Consider the following 18,488-nt stretch of genomic DNA (forward strand, 5'->3'; position numbering starts at 1 on the left):
CTTGTGATCGCGTCGGCATGCGTGGCGGGCATCGCGATCAATCGGTGACGCGACGAAATGGACATCCCGCTTATCGGCGAATTCGTTGCTTTGCGGTCGCAAACAGAGGAGTTACTCCGCACGTTCACCCCGGCGTGCCGCGGTCAGGTGCCCTGCCCGGCCTGGCGCCTCCCTCGCAGTGCCGACGCGATGGCGGCCAGCACCGCCAGTCCGGTAGACACGGCGAACACCAGCACCAAGCCCTGGTGGAACGGAGCCGAGAGCAGGTGCGGGAAGAACTCGCGGCCGGTGAGTGTCTGCTGGTTCGCCGCCGGCAACGACGTGAGCACGCCACTGGGCCCGAGCAGCGTCTGGATGGGGTTCACGCCCAGGATCGTCGCGAACAGCGACGACACCGGCGGCAGATCACCGATCTGCTGGGCGACGCCGTGCGGCACGCCCTGCTGCTGCAGGCTCGCCGTCAGCGAGTGCGGGAGGCCTGCGGCCAGCCCGGCGATCAGCAGCGTGAAGAACACGCCGATCGACAGCGACGTACCGGTGTTCTGGAACGTCGAGCGCATTCCGGAGGCCTCGCCGCGAGCCCGGGCGGGGACGCTGCTCATGATCGAGGCGGAGTTGGGGGAGCTGAACATGCCGATGCCGACCCCGTTGGCGACGATGAGCAGCGCGAAGACCCAGTAGTCGAAGTCGATGGGTAGCAGCATCAGGCCGACGAAGCTGCCGGCGAACAGGACCATTCCGCCGGTCGCGAGGCCGCGGGCGCCGATCCGGTCGGAGAGGTACCCCGAGATGGGACCCGCGACGAGGAAGGAGGCGGTCAGGGGTACCAGGAAGATCCCCGCCCACAGTGGCGTGTCGCTGTAGTCGTAGCCGTGCAGGGGTAGCCAGATGCCTTGCAACCAGATGATGAGCATGAACTGCAGCCCGCCCTGCGCGAGCCTCGTGGCGAAGCCCGCCAGGTTGCCTGCGGTGAAGGCCTGGATGCGGAACAGCGCCAACTCGAACATCGGCTCCGCGACCTTGACTTCGATCACGACGAACGCCGCGAGCGCGACCACCCCGCAGACGAGCGTTCCGAGCACCCAGGGGTCTGTCCAGCCCATCGAATGGCCGCCGTAAGGACGGATGGCCTCGGTGATGGCGACGAGGATCGCGCCCAGCCCCACGGCGAACGTGATGTTGCCCCACCAGTCGATGCGGACGGCGCCGGTCGGTCGTGTGCTGGTCTCCCGGAGCTTGCGGTAGGCCCAGATCGTCCCGAAGATCCCGACGGGGACGTTCACCCAGAACACCGCCCGCCAGTCGAAGATCGCCAGCACGCCACCGGCGATCAGCCCGACGAACTGGCCTGCCAGGCTGGCGACCTGGTTGATGCCCAGCGCGAAGCCGCGTTGGTCGCTCGGGAAGGCGTCGGTGAGGATCGCGGCCGAGTTGGCGGTGAGCATGGAGCCGCCGATGGCCTGCAGCGTCCGCCAGCCGATCAGCCATATCGCGCCATGGCCGCCGTCGAACGGGTCGAAGGACAGCAGGATGGACGCGAGGGTGAAGACGGCGAAGCCCGCGTTGTAGATCCGCACCCGGCCGTACATGTCGCCGAGGCGGCCGAGGGTGACGACGAAGATGGCCTGGACGAGCCGGTAGCCCATGATCATCCACAGCAGGTAGCTGACGTTCTCCGGCGCGAGCGGGTCCAGATGGATGCCGCGGAAGATGGCCGGCAGCGAGATGAGGACGATCGAGCCGTCGAGCAGGGACATGAACACAGCGGCGGTCGTATTGGCCAGCGCCACCCACTTGTAGCGGTCGTCCGGGCTCGCGTCCGCCGGGCGGCCCTCCAGCTCCGTCGGCATCAGTCGCCCTCGCCCGGCACCGGCGACGCCCGATCGAACCGCCCCGGCGCACCGATCCCGATCGGGCCGGTGCTCGTCAGCCGCGCACGGAGTACATCCGGGATCCGAGCCACTTGTCAATGCTAACTATGCGACCCGGGTCGGGCGCCCGAGCGCGGCGTGACAAGCGGGACACTCCTGCGCAACCTGGAGACCCGCGCCGGTGCGGGTGCCGGTCGGGCGGGTGGCCTCAGACGGCTGGTGCGAGCGGGATCGCTTCGGGGGAGCGCCAGGGGCGGACCCAGGCCTCTTCCTCGCGGGTGACGTGAACCCCGCAGCGAGGGCAGTCCCCGCCCGGCTCGACGGGCTCGCCGCACGTCCGGTGCACCACCTGCATGGGCGCGGTGGATTCCGCCGGGCCCGTGTGTGTGGCTCCCCAGTCATACATTGCATGCAGCACCGGGAGGATCGCCGCTCCGGCCTCGGTCAGCCGGTACTCGTTGCGGGTGCGGCCGCCGCTTTCGTCCCGGTACGGCCGCTTCGTGAGCAGGCCGTGCTCCACCAGCTTCCTCAGCCGGTCGGAGAGGATGTTGTCGGCGATGCCGAGGTCGGCCTTGAACTCGTCGAAGCGTGACATGCCGATGGTGGCGTTGCGCAGCACGAGCAGCGTCCATCGGTCACCGAGCACGTCGATCGCGCGTCCGATCGGGCAGGGACCACGGGCGTCCCCGCGTCGGGGTCCTGCCATTCGTCCTCCTGTTGTACTCCAGCTGGTTGTACTCCAGCTGGCTTTCTTCTCAATAGCTTACGACGTCGCTGCTGTCAACGATCCAGCATCCGCTCGCGCACGCGCAGGTGCAGGGTGGCCAGGTCGAGCAGCGGCGTCGCGACGCCGAGGGCGTGTCCGCGGTCGGCGAGGTCGGCCAGCACGTGCTCCACCTCGGTCCTCCGTCCCGCGACGACGTCGCGGTACATCGACGAGGCCAGGGGCGATCCGGGCTTGGTCACCGCGCTGCAGGTGTTCTCCAACGCCTCGCTGGGGACGGGGTGCCCGGCCGCCGCGGCGACCGTGGCGGTCTCGTCGAGCAGGCCGACAGCGAGGTCGGTGCCGCCCGGTGTGGCGGCGATCTCGCCGACCGGGGCGCGCATCAGGCACGTGAGCGCCCCGACGGTCGCGATGAGCGACCACTTCGCCCACATCTCTCCGACGATGTCGTCGGAGACCCGCACGTCGATTCCGGCACCGCCCAGGGCGGCCTGCACGGCCTTCGCGCATCCGGGCTGGGAGTCGGTTCGTTCGCCGACGGTGAGTTGCGCGGTCGGCGCCAGGACGACGACGTTGCCGTCCTCGTCGAGTGACGTGACGGTCAGCGCCACCCCGCCCAGAACGCGCTTGCGGTCGAAGCGGGCGTCGAGGACGTCCAGGTGGGCCATGCCGTTGAGAACCGGCACGATCGCGGTGTCCTCACCGACCGCCGGCGCCACGTCGTCCAGCGCCGCGGCGAGTGCGGTGGCCCGCAGGCCGAGAAGGATCACGTCCGCCGGGTCCTCGATGGCGTCCGCGGTGGTCACCCGGGGATGCACGACGTGGTGTTCGCCGCCCTCGGCGATGTGCAGACCGTCTCTGCGGATCTGCTCTGCCCGGCGCGGGCGCAGCAGGAAGGTGACGTCGCGACCGGCGTCGGTCAGGCGGGCACCGAAGAGTCCGCCGACCGCGCCGGCACCGACGATGAGGATTCGAGCGGGACGACGTGCGTTCGAGCTTGCACTCATAGCGAGCCCTCCGTCGAGACTGTGTGAGTTCGACGATGCCACTCTGACTATTGATCTGCAAGTAAGAAGGTCAGAAGGTCATGACACCGCGTTCGGTCAGCCGGGCGACGAGGAGGTCACCCGCGAGCGCCCCCGGGGTCCACATGCCACCCGCGGCGCCGGGAACGTCGTCGAGCAGGCAGCGGGCGACCTCGGTGACCATCGCCGCGGTCGCCTCGTCGCCTGCGTTGCCCTCACCCGCGACCGTGGTCCGCAGCCGACGTCCGTCGGTGTCGGTGCCGACCAGCAGAATCCGGTAGGTGGGCGCGGCCCCGGCGACCGGGTCGGCCTGAGCACCCCGTGCGGCGCCGGCCGCACGGGGTGCCACGATCGCCGCCATCACCGCGGTCATCTCCGCGGCGATCTCCCGGCCGAGATCTCCCGGGCCGGCGAGCATCAGCTCGTCGTAGGTGAAGTCCTCGCTCCAGGCGTGCCCCTGCAAGGCGTTCGAGCGGTGCAGGTTCGCCGCGTTGATCGGGCCCATCACCCACGGAGCCGCCCACATCCCGAGCCGGTCGTCGAACTCGGGCTGGGCGGGCCGGGGCTGTTCCGGGCCGCGGAAGCCTCCTGCCAGCACGAACGGGTCGTTCGACAGGGCGCCCAGCGCCGGGTCGGATCGTGCCGCTTCGGCCGAGGCCACGAGGCTCGCGATGCTCCCGGCGGTGAAGCCGCCGACGTCGGCGAGGGCGATCCGGCTGCTCACCCGCGGGAGCGGAACCCCCCAGCGCGCGAATGCCCTCGTCTCGAGGACGTGCACACCGAGCTCGAACGGCACGGACTCGAAACCGCAGGAGAAGACGATTCGGGCGCCCGTGCGCCGGGCGTCGGCCTCGAAGCGATCGATCATGCTCCGCATCCAGAGGGGCTCGCCGTTGATGTCGACGTAGTCCGTGCCGTTCGTCGCGCACAGCTCGATCAGCAAGGATCCGACGTGCTGGAAGGGGCCGACCGTGCTGAGCACCATCCGGGTGCGGGTCACGAGCGCGAGCAGCGACGGTGCGTCGTGTGCGTCGGCGACGATCAACGGCGTGTCCGGTGGGGCGCCGATCTCCTTGCTCAACCGCTGCAACGCCATCTCGTCACGGGCGGCCAATCCCCACCGCAGGCCGTGGCCGTGGCTCACGAGGCGCTCGGCGACGAGCCTGCCGGTGAATCCGGTGGCTCCCCAGACCACGAGGTCGAGCTCGGCGGGTGCGCGGCCGTCAGCAGAAATCACGCCAGCGGACCCTACAGATGCCCCCGGTGGACGGGACTCCCGTCGGACGAGCGAGGGCACCCGGCATCGGCGCGTCAGTCCTCGAGGAACGTCGCCAGCAGCGCGGCCACTCGCTTGTCGGCTTCGACGACGAGCATGTGGCTGCCGCCGTCGGCTCCGTCCACGACCTCCAGACGCGCGCCCGGTACGTGGTCGGCAACCCACTGTTGCCCGGCCAGCGGCACCACGCTCGCCCCGCCCGCGATGACGAGGGTGGGTTGCTCGATCCGCCGGACCTGGCGACGCCAGTCCTGGTGCGCGAGGTCGTCGAACAGCGCCGAGGAGAAGGCACCGTCGACGCGCAGGGCTCCGGTGATGACATCGCGCTTGCGCTCCTCGGGGAAATCGGGGAGGAACAGTCCCGACAGGAACTCGGGAAGCACGTGCTCGCGCGTCGCCGGGTTGGCGATGCCCGAAACGATCCCCGAGACCTGCTCCTCGGACAACGCCGAAATTCTGCGAGAAGACTCTTCGTCCGCGCCGGCCTCGTGGATCATCAGCGGGGTTTGGTCGGCGAACGCCAGCTTGTGCACCCTGGCGGGGCCGAACAGCTCGAGGTAGGCCCAGATCACCGAGCAGCCCATCGAGTGCCCGATGAGCGTCACGTCGTCGAGGGCCAGGTGGTCGAGAAGCTCGTGCAGGTCGAACGCCAGCCGGTGCAGGTGCCAGCCGGCCTCCGGGTCCGCGGACGCGCCGTGGCCGCGCTGGTCGTAGAGCACCCGCCGGTACCCGGCAAGCTGCTCGGCAACCGGGCTCCACAACTGGGAACTGCCCTGCCAGGCGTGCACGAACACCACGGGCGCGCCGGTGCCGTGGTCGGTGTAGCTGAGGCGCACGCCGTCGTTCGTCGTGAAGGTCGCGTTCACGCGATCCGCTCCTGAGGCTGGAGGCTGCTGGTCACCCTGAATCCTCGGCGCTGGACAACAAAAACAGCCACGACAGGGAGACGTACCCCACAACAAATAAGGGCGAATGTGATTATGGAGCCGTAAAGCCGTCAGGAGCACCTGCGGGGGAGAATTACGGCTCCACAATGCGAAGGACGCGCCGGCCACGGGTCCGTGGGTTTGCCCACGGCCCGTGGCCGGCGCTCGGGAGCGGACGTTTTCGCGCACGCATGCTTCTCTCAGTTCGCGGTCGGGAAGCTGTAGCTGGCACCCCCGCCCGTCTCGGAGTGGGGCCAGCGGGAGGTGACGACCTTGGCCCGGGTGTAGAAGCGGACGCCCTCGGGGCCGTGCACGTGCGTGTCGCCGAACAGCGAGTCCTTCCACCCGCCGAACGAGTAGTACGCCATGGGCACCGGGATCGGGACGTTGATTCCGATCATGCCCACGTGGACCTCGCGCTGGAACCGGCGCGCCGCTTCCCCGCTGCCCGTGAAGACGGACGTGCCGTTGCCGTACGGGTTGGCGTTGATCAGCGCGATCGCCTCGTCGAGAGTTTCGGCGCGCAGGACCACCAGCACGGGGCCGAAGACCTCGTTGCGGTAGACGTCCATCTCGGCCGTCACGTGGTCGATCACGGTGGGCCCGACGAAGTATCCGTCCTTCAGGGCGTCGGCCTGGATCGTGCGGCCGTCGGCCACGAGGGTGGCGCCCTGGCCCTCCGCCGAGGTGACGTACCCGATGATCCGGTCCTTCGACTGCTGGGTGATCACCGGACCCATCTCGCTGGTGGAGTCGGCGCCCGGACCGACCTGGACGGCTGCCGCTTTCGCACGCAGCGTCTCGACGAGCCTGTCGGCGGCGTCGCCCACGGCGACCGCAGCGGAGATCGCCATGCAGCGCTGGCCCGCGGAACCGAAGGCAGCAGCGGTCAGGTGGTCGGCGGCGAAGTCGATGTCGGCGTCCGGGAGCACCACGGCGTGGTTCTTCGCCCCGCCCAGCGCCTGCACGCGCTTGCCTGCCTGCGTCGCGCGTTCGTGCACGTAGCGGGCGATGGGGGTGGAACCGACGAAGGACACAGCAGCAACGTCCGGGTGGCCGAGCAGCGCGTCGACCGCCACCTTGTCGCCGTTCACGACGTTGAAGACGCCGTCGGGCAGCCCCGCCTCCGCCCACAGCTCGGCGAGCAGCACGGACGCCGATGGCACCCGCTCGCTCGGCTTGAGCACGAAGGTGTTGCCGCAGGCGATGGCGATGGGGTTCATCCACATCGGGACCATCACCGGGAAGTTGAACGGCGTGATCCCGGCGACCACTCCGAGCGGCTGCCGGAACGAGAAGCTGTCGATACCCGTGGAGACCTGGTCGGAGAACTCGCCCTTGAGCAACTGCGGGATCCCGCACGCGAACTCGACGACCTCGAGACCCCGTTGGACCTCGCCCCGTGCGTCGGCGAGCACCTTGCCGTGCTCGGACGTGATCAGCTCGGCGAGCTCGTCGGTGCGGGCCCGCACCAGCTCGCGGAAGGCGAACAGGATGCCCGTCCGTTTGCTCAGCGAGGTCTGCGACCACGAGACGAACGCCTCGGACGCGGCCCGGACGGCGAGGTCGACGTCACTGGCGTCGGCCAGGGCCACCTCGGCCTGTTGCCTGCCGGTGGCCGGGTCGTACACCGGGCCGACCCGGTGGGTCGTGCTTGCGGTCGGCTTGCCGCCGATCCAGTGGTCGATGGTTCTCATGGTCGTATTCCTTCGCTGACGATGCCCCCGGCGACGAGCCCGTCGACCGAAGTCGCGGGGTTGTCGTCGAAGAGGAACTCCCCGTGGGTTTCCGGGGTGAATGCCAGGCCGATGAACGCGATCACGATCAGTGCGGAGACCGCGGTCGTGGCCAAGGCAAGGCTGCCGCCGAACCACTGCGTCGCAATGGCGCCGGCGAGAAGTGGGCCGGCGGCGGTGAAGAGCCGGCCGATGCTGTTGGTGACCGCGAGGGCCGAGGCCCGCACCGAGGCGCCGAACAGCTCGGGGAAGAACACGGCGCTGCCCGAGAGCACGCCGAAGACGCCGAAACCGACGAAGGGCAGCAGCCACATGTAGGCCGTGAAGCTCGTGCCGAACGGGTAGAGCACGCAGACCGCGATGATGCCGATGACCAGGCTCATCACGAAGGTGGGCTTGCGGCCGATCTTGTCGGCGATGAACCCCCAGCTGGCGTACCCGATCAGGCCACCGAGGTTGAGCATGGCCGTGGCCCATGACACGTAGCCGACCACGGCGTTCCCGGTGATGCCGTGCTCCCCGACGATCTCGCGCACGATCTGCGGGGTCCAGGTGGTGACCCCCCAGAACGCGAACAGCGCGCCGATGCAGATGACCGTGCAGGGCAGGGTCCGCCGGAGCATCGGAGGCGTGAACAGCTGCGTGAGGACGAAGCGGTCGGCGGCGATCTTGCGGGCTCCCGCCGCCCGCTCCTGCTTGCGCACCGCACGCGCCGCCTTGACCGTCGCCGTCGACTCGGGCTCGTGGACGTGCTGGCGGATGAACAGCACGAGCAGGGCCGGAATGAGGCCGAAGGCGAGAGTGATCCGCCACCCGAAGCCGCCGACGAAGTTGTAGACGATCGCCGAGAGGAACGAGCCGATCGCCAGGCCGGACATCATGATGCCGCTGGCCTTGGCGCGGTGGCGGTTGTTCCACGCTTCGGCCACCAGCGCCGCGCCGATCGGAAGCTCCACACCGGATCCGATCCCGGCGATGAAACGCAAAACCGCGAAGTGCCAGAACTCGCCGGACAGCGTGGCCAGCGCGGTGAACACGGAGTAGGTCAGCACTCCGATGATCAGGACCCGGACCCGTCCGACGTAGTCCGCCAGCGCGCCGAACGCGATTGCGCCCACCGCCCAGCCGAACAGGAAGACCGTCACGGCGAGGCCGCTGTAGAACGAGGACGAGTGACCGAGCAGGTCGGTGGTCGCCGGGCCGGCGACCTGGGTGAACAGGCTGGAATCGAAGCCGTCCAGCGCCCACCCCATTGTGGTGGCGACCAGGACGGCCCATTGGTAACGGCTGATCTCATGACGCCAGGAGTGCGCGCCGGGGCGTGCGACTGCCATCGTCGGCTCCTTTGCCAGGCCGTTGCGGGGGATCAGGAATTCGTGGCGTCGCCGAGCAGGCGCAGGCGGCGCAAGCCGCCGACGACCAGGCGGTCGATGCTCAGCTCGAGGGCCTGGTCCTCGTCGAGGGAGCGGCCGGCCTGCAACATCTCCCGGATCTCGGCGTGGATGCGGGGATCGTGCTTGCGCAACGCGGTGATGCGCTCGTCGATGTCCTTGGTCAGCTCGTCCGGTCCGGAGACCACGGCGTTGAGCAGGCCCAGCTCCACCGCGCGTGCGGCGGTGATCTTCTCGCCGGTGGCGGTGAGCCAGAACGCCTGCCGCTCACCGACCACCTTGGGCAGCCAGGCCAGCACGAGTGCCGGTGCCAGGCCGATGCCGACCTCGGGGAACCAGAACTTCGCGGTCGAGACAGCGACCGCGACGTCACACGCCGCCAGGACGCCGACGCCGAACCCGGCTGCGTCGCCCTGCACCTGCGCGACGGTCACCAGCTTCGTCCGGCGCAGCGCGCGCTGGAGACCGACCAGCACCTCCGTCTCGGCGTGCAGATCCTCCGGAGTGGTGCCGGCCCGCTCACGGCCGAGGCAGAACGCCGAGCCGTCGGCCCGCAGCCGGAGGACGTGTGCGCCGGCCGGCGGGCGGAGCAACAGCTCGGTGAGCTGCTCGACCATCGCGATGCTCAGGAGGTTGTCCGACCCGTTGTCCAGCTCGACCTCGACGACGCCCTCGGCCGGCGTGGCGACGGTCAGGCCGCCCATCAGTTGAGCCTTTCCGTCGCGACGCCGCCGTACCAGTCGACGTCGTCCGGCGCCGTGCGGACGGTGATGGCGCGGACGTGGGTGAAGTCGTTGAAGGACTCCCAGCCGCCTTCACGGCCGACGCCGCTCTCGCGCAGGCCACCCCACGGCGACGACGGGTCGAGCCGGTGGTGGTCGTTGATCCAGACCATGCCCATCTCGAGCCGCCCGGCCACGCGGTGCGCACGGGCGACGTCCCGCGTCCAGACCGACGAGCCCAGCCCGTACGGCGAGTCGTTGGCCAGGGTGATGGCCTCCTCCTCGTCGTCGAAGGGGACGGCGACGACGAGCGGCCCGAAGATCTCCTCGCGGGCGACCTGCATGTCGTTGGTGACGTCGGCGAGGACGGTGGGCTCGATGAAGAACCCGCCGGGGAGACCGGGCACCTCAGCTGCGCGCCCGCCGGTGGCGACCCGTGCGCCTTCACTGCGGCCGAGCTCGACGTACCCGAGGATGCGTTCCTGGGCCCGCTTCGAGATGACCGGGCCGAGCTGAGTGGTCTCCAGTGCCGGGTCGCCGATGCGGATCGACCTGGCGACCTTCGACAGCGCCTCGATGACGTCGTCGTAGATGCGGCGCTGGATCAGCAGCCTGCTCCCGGCGATGCACGTCTGACCGGCCCCGATGAAGCCGCCGAAGGCGGCACCTCGGGCGGCGACGTCGACGGGGGTGTCGTCGAAGATCAGGACCGGGGACTTGCCGCCGAGTTCGAGCGTGGCCTTGGCGAACCGCTTGGCCGTCGCGAGCGCGATCGCCCGGCCGGGCTCCGTGCCTCCGGTGAAGACGGCCTTCTTGACCAGCGGGTGCTCGGTCAGCGCGGCCCCCGCGGTCGGGCCCAGACCGGGCACGACGTTGAGCACGCCGTCGGGGATGCCGGCCTCCTGCGCAATCTGGCCCAGCAGCAGCGCGGTGAGCGGGGTCTGCTCGGACGGCTTGAGCACCACGGTGTTGCCGGTGGCCAGCGCGGGGGCGAGGCTCTTCGACGCGATCATCATCGGGTGGTTGAACGAGGACAGGATCCCGACCACGCCCAGGGGGAAACGGCTGGTGTAGGCGTGGTAGTCGCCCCGCAGCGGGACGACCGACCCGCGGTCGGCCAGCAGCAGGGCCGCGTTGTAGCGGTACCACTCCGCGAGCCGGGTGATCTGCGCCCTGGTCTCCGTGATCGGCCGTCCGTTGTTCAGGGTCTCGAGCCGGTAGAGGTCGGTCATCCGAGCCTCGATACCGTCGGCGAACCGGGTGACCGCTCGTGCGCGGTCGTGGATCGGCAGGTCGCGCCACACCCCCGAGCGGAACGTTTCATCGGCGACCCGGACCGCCTCGTCGACGTCCTCCTCGCTCGCTCCCGCCACGTCCGTGAAGACCTCGCCGGTGGCGGGGTTGGTGACGGGGATCCGCGCGGCGCGGCCCTCCACGACACGCCCTCCGATGCGGAGCCCGGTCGGCAGGCCCTCGATCGGGTCGGCCCCCTGGGCCGACGGAGCGGTGATGGACATCGTTGTTCTCCTTGCTCGGTATACGGCTTGCCATTATCGGTATACGTCTGACGTTAGGCAGCGACAGTCGGAGTGGCAAGGGGCTACGAGGTTGGGGCATCTTGTGAGTTCATGACCGAAGTGCATACTTGCCGTGACGAACGGCGGGAGGTCACATGGCGGCGGCCGAGTCGGCTGCGGGGCGGGTCACGCGTGATCTGCGACGGCGGGTGCTCAGCGGCGATCTCAAGCCGGGCACGGTGCTGTCCCAGGCGCGCATCGCGGCGGAGTACGACGTGAGCCGGATGCCCGCGCGCGATGCGTTGCAGGTGTTGGCCAACGAGGGCCTGGTGGACCTCGGGCCTGCCACCTCCGTCGTGCGCGAGCTGTCGATCGCCGAGCTGCAGGAGCTCTACGAACTGCGCGAGGCCGTCGAGCCGCTGCTCACCCGGCTGGCCGTGCCGAACGTCGGCCGCGCCCAGATGGCGCAGATGGCTGCGCTGGTCGACGTGATGGAGTCGGAGGTCTCACCGGCCGAGTGGCTGGAGGCCAACGCGCGGTTCCACGCGCACATCTTCACCTGCGCCGACCGGCCGCGGATGATCGAACTGACGCAGCACCTCCGGCGCCTGACCGACCGGTACCTGTACCTGCACATCGGGGTGATCGAGAACCTCGAGCACCTGCACGCCGAGCACCGGGAGATTCTCGACGCGGTTCGGGCAGGTGACGCTGCTGCGGCCGCGGAGTTCACGCGCCTGCACCTCGTCACGTCACACGAGCTCATCCTGCGTCACCTGCTGGAGAACGAGCTGCTCGCACCGCTCTCCCAGGGCGGCTGACGGAATCAGCCCCGTTCTGTCGGGTGCCGCTACGCCACGGTCCGCAGGGGCCGGCCCGCGACCGCCGCCAGCAGCTGAGCGCGGGTCGGGCCGCCCGCGGGGTACGGAGGCGCCTCGACGTCGAGTGCCTCGATCTTGGCGCGCAGGGTGGCGGGGAAGACCGCCGGGTCGAGCGGTTCGATATGCAGCGCGCTGCGCATGTAGATGCGCAGCGCGTCGGCGTCCATCCGCACCAGCCGCTGCAGCGCCCGTTGCAGGTGCCAGGTCGCGCCGGTGGGCCGGTGGGGCGTGCCGGCGATGTCGGCCTGGATCTCGGCCATCCGGTTCCGGTCCTGGGCGAGCGTCCTCCGGTAGAGGGGGCCGACCACCGCCTCGATGGCCTCGGCGACGCGGGTTGCGAACTCGTCGGACCGGTCCGGCCCGACGTCGCGGAGCACGTCTCGCAGTGTGCACGCCTGGACGAGGCCGGTGGCCGAGCCACGGCCGAGCGAGGGGTTGGTCCGCACGGCGGCGTCACCCACGGCAACCAGGCCGGTGACCACCGGTGCCCCGTCGACGACGAACGACCGGCGCCGATCGGGGGAGCCCGCCATCACCTGGATGCCGGTGATCGGCGTGGACACCGACCGCAGCTTGCCGAGGTTGGGGAACAGGGCCAAGGCACGTTCCCAGGCGTCGACGTCCTGCAGCCCGCGCAGCTCACGGTCGTTGGACGCCACGTAGAAGCACAGGCTGTAGGTGTCGGCGTCCCCGTAGATGGTGAGCAGGGACATCCCTTCGTACGGGATGAGGCCGCCCGTGACCGGCACCGAGCCGGGTTCGTTGTTGCGGAACTGCCGGCAGTAGTAGATGAACCCGAGCTCCTCCGCCTGCTCGTCGGGGCGGCGGGCGCCGATCGCGTCGAGCATCCGGTCGACGGACGTGTTGCGGCCCATGGCGTCGACCACGAGGTCTGCGCTCAGCTTCTCGCCGCCGTCGATCACGACTCCGTCGACGTGCGGAACCCCGTGGACGCCCGGCGGGGCCGGCACGAGCGCGGCCACCTTCGCTCCTCGCCGTACCGTGACGCCCGGGGCGCGCGCCGCGACCGCTGACAGCGCCCCTTCCAGGACCGGCCGGCGTGCCGACATCCCCCGCAGATCCTCGTCACCGGCGCGGATGCCACCGGTCAGGGCGGTCGGCATCGTGTCGATCGGATTGATGCGCCGGCCGCCCAGCCGCTCGATCTCGTCGATCACCTCGGGCAGTTCCCGTTCCATCAGCTGTCGCCAGTAGGCGAGCATCTGGTGGGGCAGCCGGAACTGGCTGACGCCCGGTCGTTCCCAGGTGCGCCACAACGACTCGGCGTGACCGTCCGGCTCGGCACCGTCACGCTCCAGCACCGTGACGTCGTGACCGTCCCGGCCGAGCAGCAATGCCGTGGCGAGGCCGGTCAGACCGGCGCCGATGACGACGATGCGCGCCATTTCCGTTCCCCCTACATCCCCCGCGGGTCGCAGCCGTCACGAACCCGGGCCCCGTACCCACCATCGGCTTCCGGGCACGGTGGCGGTAGGTGGGGCCCGTCACGCTGCGCGACCCCCCAGGTCTCCGGCGGAACCGGCTACTCGGCCGGACGGACGTTCTGGTTGACGTGGAACACGTTGTCGGGGTCGTAGCGCTTCTTGACCTGGGCAAGGCGTTCGTAGTTGCCGCGGTAGGACGCCTTCACCCGGTCCTGTCCCTCGTCCATGAGGAAGTTGACGTAGGCGCCACCGGCCGAGGTCGGGTGCAGCTCCTCCCAGTAGTCGCGGGCCCAGCGCGAGATCGCCTCCGCGTTCGCCGGGTCCGGGTCGACGCCCACGATGACCCCCGCCCAGCCCCCGTCGCGGTAGGGGAAGGCCGTGGCACCCTCCGGCACCCGGGACGCGGCGCCGTCGATGGGGTACAGGTGCATGGTGGAGTGGCCCGACGGCAGTTGCGCGCCGTACTTGCGGTGCACGTCGATGGCGGCGTCGGAGATCGTGGTGAAGACGTCCGCACGCCAGTACCACTGCAGGCCGGCCGGGTACAGGGCGTCGAATGCGCTCTGCAGCACGGGGAACGGCATGTCGTGCAGGCCGACCACCAGCGGCGAGCCGAACGTGGTGATCGGTTCGAGCACCTCGTCGGCCCGGTCGTGCGGGCCGGTGTAGCACCAGACGATCGCGCAGGACTTGCGGCCCCAGAGCTCTTCGGGGAACGGCGGGGCGGGCGGGATGGTGATCAGCCCGATCCAGCCGTTGAGCTCCTCGGGCAGTGACGGGATCAGCTCCCGGTACCAGCGCATCACGGCGTCGGTGTCGGCGAAGTCGTAGAGCACCGGACCGCCGATGATCGTGCCGTTCTCCCCGATGTCGTGGCAGCGGAACGTGAACGACGTGACCACACCGAAGTTCCCGCCGCCACCACGCAGGGCCCAGTACAGGTCGCTGTGGGAGCTCTCGTTCGCCGTCACGAACGTGCCGTCGGCGAGTACGACATCAGCGGAGAGGAGGTTGTCGGCCGTGAGCCCGAAGCGCCGGGTGAGGTAACCGATCCCGCCGCCGAGCGTCAGGCCCGCCACGCCCGTGGACGCGATGAAGCCCGACGGGGTGGCCATGCCGAACGCGGCGGTGGCGTGGTCGACGTCGCCCCACGTGCATCCGGCATCGGCGCGCACGGTGCGGTTCACGGGGTCGACGGTGGTGCTACGCAGCAGCGAGAGGTCGATGACCAGCGCGTCGTCCCACACACCGAGCCCTGCGGCGTTGTGACCGCCACCCCGGACGGCGATCTCGAGGCGGTGGTCACGACCGAAGCGGACACAGGCGATGACGTCGGCGACGTCCCGGCAGCGGGCGATGGCCGCGGGCCGCTTGTCGATCATGGCGTTGTAGACGGAGCGTGCGTCGTCATAGCCCGGGTCTTGCGGCCTGATCAGGTCGCCGCGCAGGGCGGCGGCCAACTCGTCGTACGGAGTCACGGTGGTAGTGGTCATGACGACCTCCTCGACTGCGGCGCTCGACGTCCGAGCGACCCGGTTGCCGACGCTAGGAATCCGGCGTTCGCGCAGCGTTCGTGGTGGCGTTCGCGGGAGGACGCACACCGCGCTCGGCGAGGTCGTGATCGCAGCGCCGCAACAGCGCAATGCTGCCGTGGGCACGCGCCATCTGCGCCGCCGACAGCAATCGGGCGACGGCGGCGTCAGGGTCGTCGTGGGCCGCCCGCATCCGCATCACGTGCGGCATCCACCACAGGTCGTCCCGGGCCTGTCCCGCGACGAGTGCCGCGTCGAGGGTCGCCCGGACCGCACCGGCCCGGTAGTCACGGGCCGAGGCCTCGGCGAGCAGCGAGAGCCAGTAGGGCATGCGGGCGAATGCGCCCTCCGACCTGAGGTTCTCGATCCCGCGCCGTGCGAGGTCCGCGCCCGACCCGTCCGTGCGGGCCCAGCCGTCGAGGATCAACCCCCACTCGCGGTAGTACGCGAAGTCGTAGCGGTCGCAGAGCTCGCGCAGCTCGGCGACGGTGTCGTTCAGCTCGGGCAGGTCGTGCCGCATCTGGTGGGTGATGGATCCGTAGGCCAGCGCGACGGCCAGGTTGTACGGGTGCCCGATCGACCGGGCCAGCGCGATCGCGTCCCGGCAGCTCGCGGCGGCCTCGGCGTCGTGGTCGAGGAGCCAGTGGGCGTGCGCCGACCAGGCCTTGCCGTGCACGACGGGACGAGTCCCGACACTGAGCGAGGCGGCTGCGTCCAGTTCGGCGGCGACCTCGAAATGTCGCAGCGCCTCCTGCGGCATGCCGAGGCTGACGGCGGAGCCCCCGAAGGCGAAGTGGGCCGCGCCGTTCAGATCGGAGTCGGGTTCGACCACGGTGAGCAGGCGCTCCGCCGTGCGGTGAGCGTCGGCGATCCGTCCCTGGACGAACCGGGACGCCCAGAGCCCGATGAGGCCGCCCAGAACGGAGTCCTTGCGACCGAGCCTCTCGGCGAGGGTGACGGTGCGTTCGAGCGTGTTCTGCAGCCTGGGGGAGGAGTAGCCGTACCGGGCGTTGACCGGCGCCGCCAGGGCTTCGAGGACGCCCAGCTCCCGGCTGTCCCTGTCCCTGCCTGCTGGGAGGGCGCGCAGGATCGTCAGCGCCTCCTGATGCAGGCGGATCGCTTCGTCGTGGGCGAACCTGCCCGCCGCGACGTCGGCCGCGCGCCGGTAGTAGGTCACGGCCCGCTCCGCTCGTCCCCCGCGGGCGTACTGCTCCGCGAGCTGCGCCGAGACACCGTCCGTGTCGTCGGGGTGCAGCAGTTCGAGTCCCTGGGCGATACGCCGATGCAGCAACCACCGCTTCGGCGGGCTGATCTGCGCGTAGGCGGTGTCGCGCAGCAGGTCGTGGGAGAAGTCGTAGCCGTCGCGGAACTCGCGGATGATCCTGCGCCGCCACAGTTCGTCGACGGCGTGGACCACGTCGCCCGCGTCGAGGTCGCTCGCCTCGCTGAGCAGGTCGAGGGTGAAGTTCCGGCCTACCGCGGCCGCCAGCCCCGCAACCTCATGGGCCGTGGGCGTCACCTGGTCGAGGCGGTTGCGCAGCACCGCTGTGAGGTCGCTGACCGGGAGCGGCGCCGCCGCCGGATCCGCGCTGCCGAGATCGACCGTCGCCCGTGCCGCCTCGACGACGTACAGCGGGAAGCCGCCCGTGGCCGCCTGCAGCAGACCCGCGTCCTCGTCGGGGAGGGGCTGCCCCGAGATCTCCTCGGCGAGCCGGGCGGTGTCGGCGACCTCCAGCGGGCTGACCGGAAGCTCGGTCAGCATTCCGGTGGCCCGCATCCGGACAGCCCAATCGGCCGCTCCGGCTTCGTCGTCGAGGGTCTCGTCCCGCCGGGTGGCCGCCACCATGACCGGCCGGTCGGAGGCACGCCCGAGGGCGAACGTGAGGAACTCGAGGGTCTCCTTGTCGCACCACTGCACGTTGTCCAGCACCAGCAGCATCGGACGGCCGACGCCGAGCAGAGCCCGTGCCAGGCCCTCGTAGAAGCGGTGGCGCTGCCAGGCGTCCACCATGGCCCGCAGGCTGGCCCCCGGCTCCCCGCGACCCTCGGCCGAGGGCACCAGCCTGTCGACCTCGACGCGCCACACCGGTTCGAGCGCCGCCATCGACGACCGGATCGCCGGGTTGCGCAGCCAGTCGGCCACCGGCGCCAGCGCCAGGCGTCCCGAAGCCCCGAAGCACTGGGTGCTCGCCACCACCGCGCCCTGGCGCCGGGCCAGCTCGGCGACCTCGGCGACGAGGCGGCTCTTCCCGACGCCGGGATCGCCGCAGACCAGCGCGATGACCGGGCGCCCCGCGGCTGCACCGGCCCACAGCGTTCGGAGGACCTGCATCTCCCGGGTCCGTCCGACGAGCTTCGCTGCGGCGGGTCCCGTACGGGCTGGCGGGAGGTCGATCGTCGACGGCGGTGGCGTCGCGGGGTCGGCGCGGGCCATCACGCGCTGGAGTGCCGCGAGCGTCGTGCGGTCGGGTGCGAGGCCGAGTTCGCGCTCCAGGACCGAAGCGCAGTGGTGGTAGGTGCTCACGGCCCCGGCCCGGTCACCCAGGTCGGCCTGCAGCGTCATCAGGGACCGGTATCCGGCCTCCTCCAACGGACGAAGCTGGATACGCCGCCGTGCTGCCTCGGCCGCCCCGGCGAGGTCACCGGTGCGGGTCCGCGCATCGCGGCTCAGGTCGCACAGCTCCACGCACTGGCTCTCCAGCTCGGACCGGGCGTCGAGCAGCCAGTCGTCGTACGCGCCGGGCAGCAGTTCGCTCCGGTAGCAGCTGATGGCCGCGCCCGCGTGCGCGATCACCGCCTCGGTGTCGTCCGCCGCCGCCGCGGCGAGCGCGGCGCGGCGTTCGGTGTCGAAGGTGCGCACGTCGACGCGACAGGTGGGGGTGTCATCCCAGCACAGGTCCCTGGACGTGACGACGAGCGGCGGGTCGCCCAGGAGCTGCCTCAGGTGGTGGAGCTCGCGACGCAGGTTCGTGAGCGCCTGAGCGTCGGTGGACTCGGGCCAGAAGAGCCCGGCGATGCGCTGCCGGGACTGGGGAGACCCGGCATGGACGACCAGGAAGGCCACCAGCGCGAGGGAGCGCGACGACCGCGTCCGGACGGTGCCGGTGGCGTCGTCGGAGATCGACTGCTCGCCGAGGAGAGAGATGTGCAGCATCTCGTGCGCCTCCCGAACCGCGCTCATCCGCACCGGGACTCCGCCGCGGTCCTCATGTCCGCTTGTGCGGCACCCCCGCGTTCGGGACCAAGTTCCGTTCCACGAACGCGTACGCCTCAGCGAGGTCGCGGACACCGGCCGGGCTGTTACCCACCGACGGAGCGGCCTTGATGATCGCCTTGAGCACTGCCTCACGGGCCTGCTCACTCAGGCTCTGATCAGCCATGCCGACAGACGCTACTCGGGCGCGCACAGAAAACCGCCATCGCACACGAGGCCGGACGTGCA

Annotated in this window: 14 protein-coding genes; 1 reads left to right on the top strand and 13 read right to left on the bottom strand. The window is 70.4% G+C overall.

Annotated features, from left to right (window positions below):
• Window positions 1-143: 143 nt before the first annotated feature.
• The 9 genes from MMF94_RS26200 to MMF94_RS26240 form a co-directional block, all read right to left on the bottom strand.
• Window positions 144-1,850: an MFS transporter gene (locus tag MMF94_RS26200; protein WP_241039851.1), complete on the bottom strand. Its 1,707-nt coding sequence runs from the start codon at window positions 1,848-1,850 to the stop codon at window positions 144-146.
• Window positions 1,851-2,079: 229 nt separating this feature from the next.
• The gene (locus MMF94_RS26205) at window positions 2,080-2,577 is read right to left on the bottom strand and encodes a winged helix-turn-helix transcriptional regulator (protein WP_241039852.1); all 498 of its coding nucleotides are present in this window, start codon (window positions 2,575-2,577) and stop codon (window positions 2,080-2,082) included.
• A gap of 74 nt (window positions 2,578-2,651) precedes the next feature.
• Window positions 2,652-3,602, bottom strand: a complete 951-nt coding sequence (locus MMF94_RS26210) for a ketopantoate reductase family protein (protein ID WP_241039853.1) — start codon at window positions 3,600-3,602, stop codon at window positions 2,652-2,654.
• 70 nt (window positions 3,603-3,672) lie between these two features.
• The gene (locus MMF94_RS26215; protein WP_241039854.1) at window positions 3,673-4,857 is read right to left on the bottom strand and encodes a saccharopine dehydrogenase family protein; all 1,185 of its coding nucleotides are present in this window, start codon (window positions 4,855-4,857) and stop codon (window positions 3,673-3,675) included.
• A 74-nt stretch (window positions 4,858-4,931) separates the two neighbouring features.
• Window positions 4,932-5,762, bottom strand: a complete 831-nt coding sequence (locus tag MMF94_RS26220; protein ID WP_241039855.1) for an alpha/beta fold hydrolase — start codon at window positions 5,760-5,762, stop codon at window positions 4,932-4,934.
• Between the two features lie 260 nt (window positions 5,763-6,022).
• The gene (locus MMF94_RS26225; protein ID WP_241039856.1) at window positions 6,023-7,519 is read right to left on the bottom strand and encodes a CoA-acylating methylmalonate-semialdehyde dehydrogenase; all 1,497 of its coding nucleotides are present in this window, start codon (window positions 7,517-7,519) and stop codon (window positions 6,023-6,025) included.
• Window positions 7,516-8,892: an MFS transporter gene (locus tag MMF94_RS26230; RefSeq protein ID WP_241039857.1), complete on the bottom strand. Its 1,377-nt coding sequence runs from the start codon at window positions 8,890-8,892 to the stop codon at window positions 7,516-7,518. The genes MMF94_RS26225 and MMF94_RS26230 overlap by 4 nt, the downstream gene beginning before the upstream one ends.
• A 32-nt stretch (window positions 8,893-8,924) precedes the next feature.
• Window positions 8,925-9,653 (bottom strand): enoyl-CoA hydratase/isomerase family protein, encoded by a 729-nt coding sequence (locus MMF94_RS26235; protein ID WP_241039858.1) that lies wholly within the window; start codon window positions 9,651-9,653, stop codon window positions 8,925-8,927.
• Complete coding sequence (locus MMF94_RS26240; RefSeq protein WP_241039859.1) at window positions 9,653-11,188, bottom strand: aldehyde dehydrogenase; 1,536 nt, start codon at window positions 11,186-11,188, stop codon at window positions 9,653-9,655. Before MMF94_RS26240 ends, MMF94_RS26235 begins: the two co-directional genes overlap by 1 nt.
• 155 nt (window positions 11,189-11,343) lie before the next feature.
• Here MMF94_RS26240 and MMF94_RS26245 point away from each other — a divergent pair, with 155 nt between their 5' ends.
• A complete protein-coding gene (locus MMF94_RS26245; RefSeq protein WP_241039860.1) occupies window positions 11,344-12,009 on the top strand; it encodes a GntR family transcriptional regulator in 666 nt (221 codons plus the stop codon).
• Window positions 12,010-12,038: 29 nt separating this feature from the next.
• Here MMF94_RS26245 and MMF94_RS26250 read toward each other — a convergent pair whose 3' ends face one another.
• The 4 genes from MMF94_RS26250 to MMF94_RS26265 form a co-directional block, all read right to left on the bottom strand.
• On the bottom strand, window positions 12,039-13,475 hold the full coding sequence (locus MMF94_RS26250) for an FAD-dependent oxidoreductase (protein WP_241039861.1): 1,437 nt from the start codon (window positions 13,473-13,475) through the stop codon (window positions 12,039-12,041).
• Window positions 13,476-13,612: 137 nt separating this feature from the next.
• The gene (locus MMF94_RS26255; RefSeq protein ID WP_241039862.1) at window positions 13,613-15,007 is read right to left on the bottom strand and encodes an FAD-binding oxidoreductase; all 1,395 of its coding nucleotides are present in this window, start codon (window positions 15,005-15,007) and stop codon (window positions 13,613-13,615) included.
• A 52-nt stretch (window positions 15,008-15,059) separates the two neighbouring features.
• A complete protein-coding gene (locus tag MMF94_RS26260) occupies window positions 15,060-18,227 on the bottom strand; it encodes an ATP-binding protein (RefSeq protein ID WP_241039863.1) in 3,168 nt (1,055 codons plus the stop codon).
• Window positions 18,228-18,252: 25 nt separating this feature from the next.
• Entirely contained in the window at window positions 18,253-18,426 is a 174-nt protein-coding gene (locus tag MMF94_RS26265; RefSeq protein ID WP_241039864.1) for a hypothetical protein, read from the bottom strand.
• Between the last annotated feature and the right edge of the window lie 62 nt (window positions 18,427-18,488).

It is taken from the genome of Pseudonocardia alaniniphila, from assembly GCF_022524485.1.
Taxonomy (GTDB): domain Bacteria; phylum Actinomycetota; class Actinomycetes; order Mycobacteriales; family Pseudonocardiaceae; genus Pseudonocardia; species Pseudonocardia alaniniphila.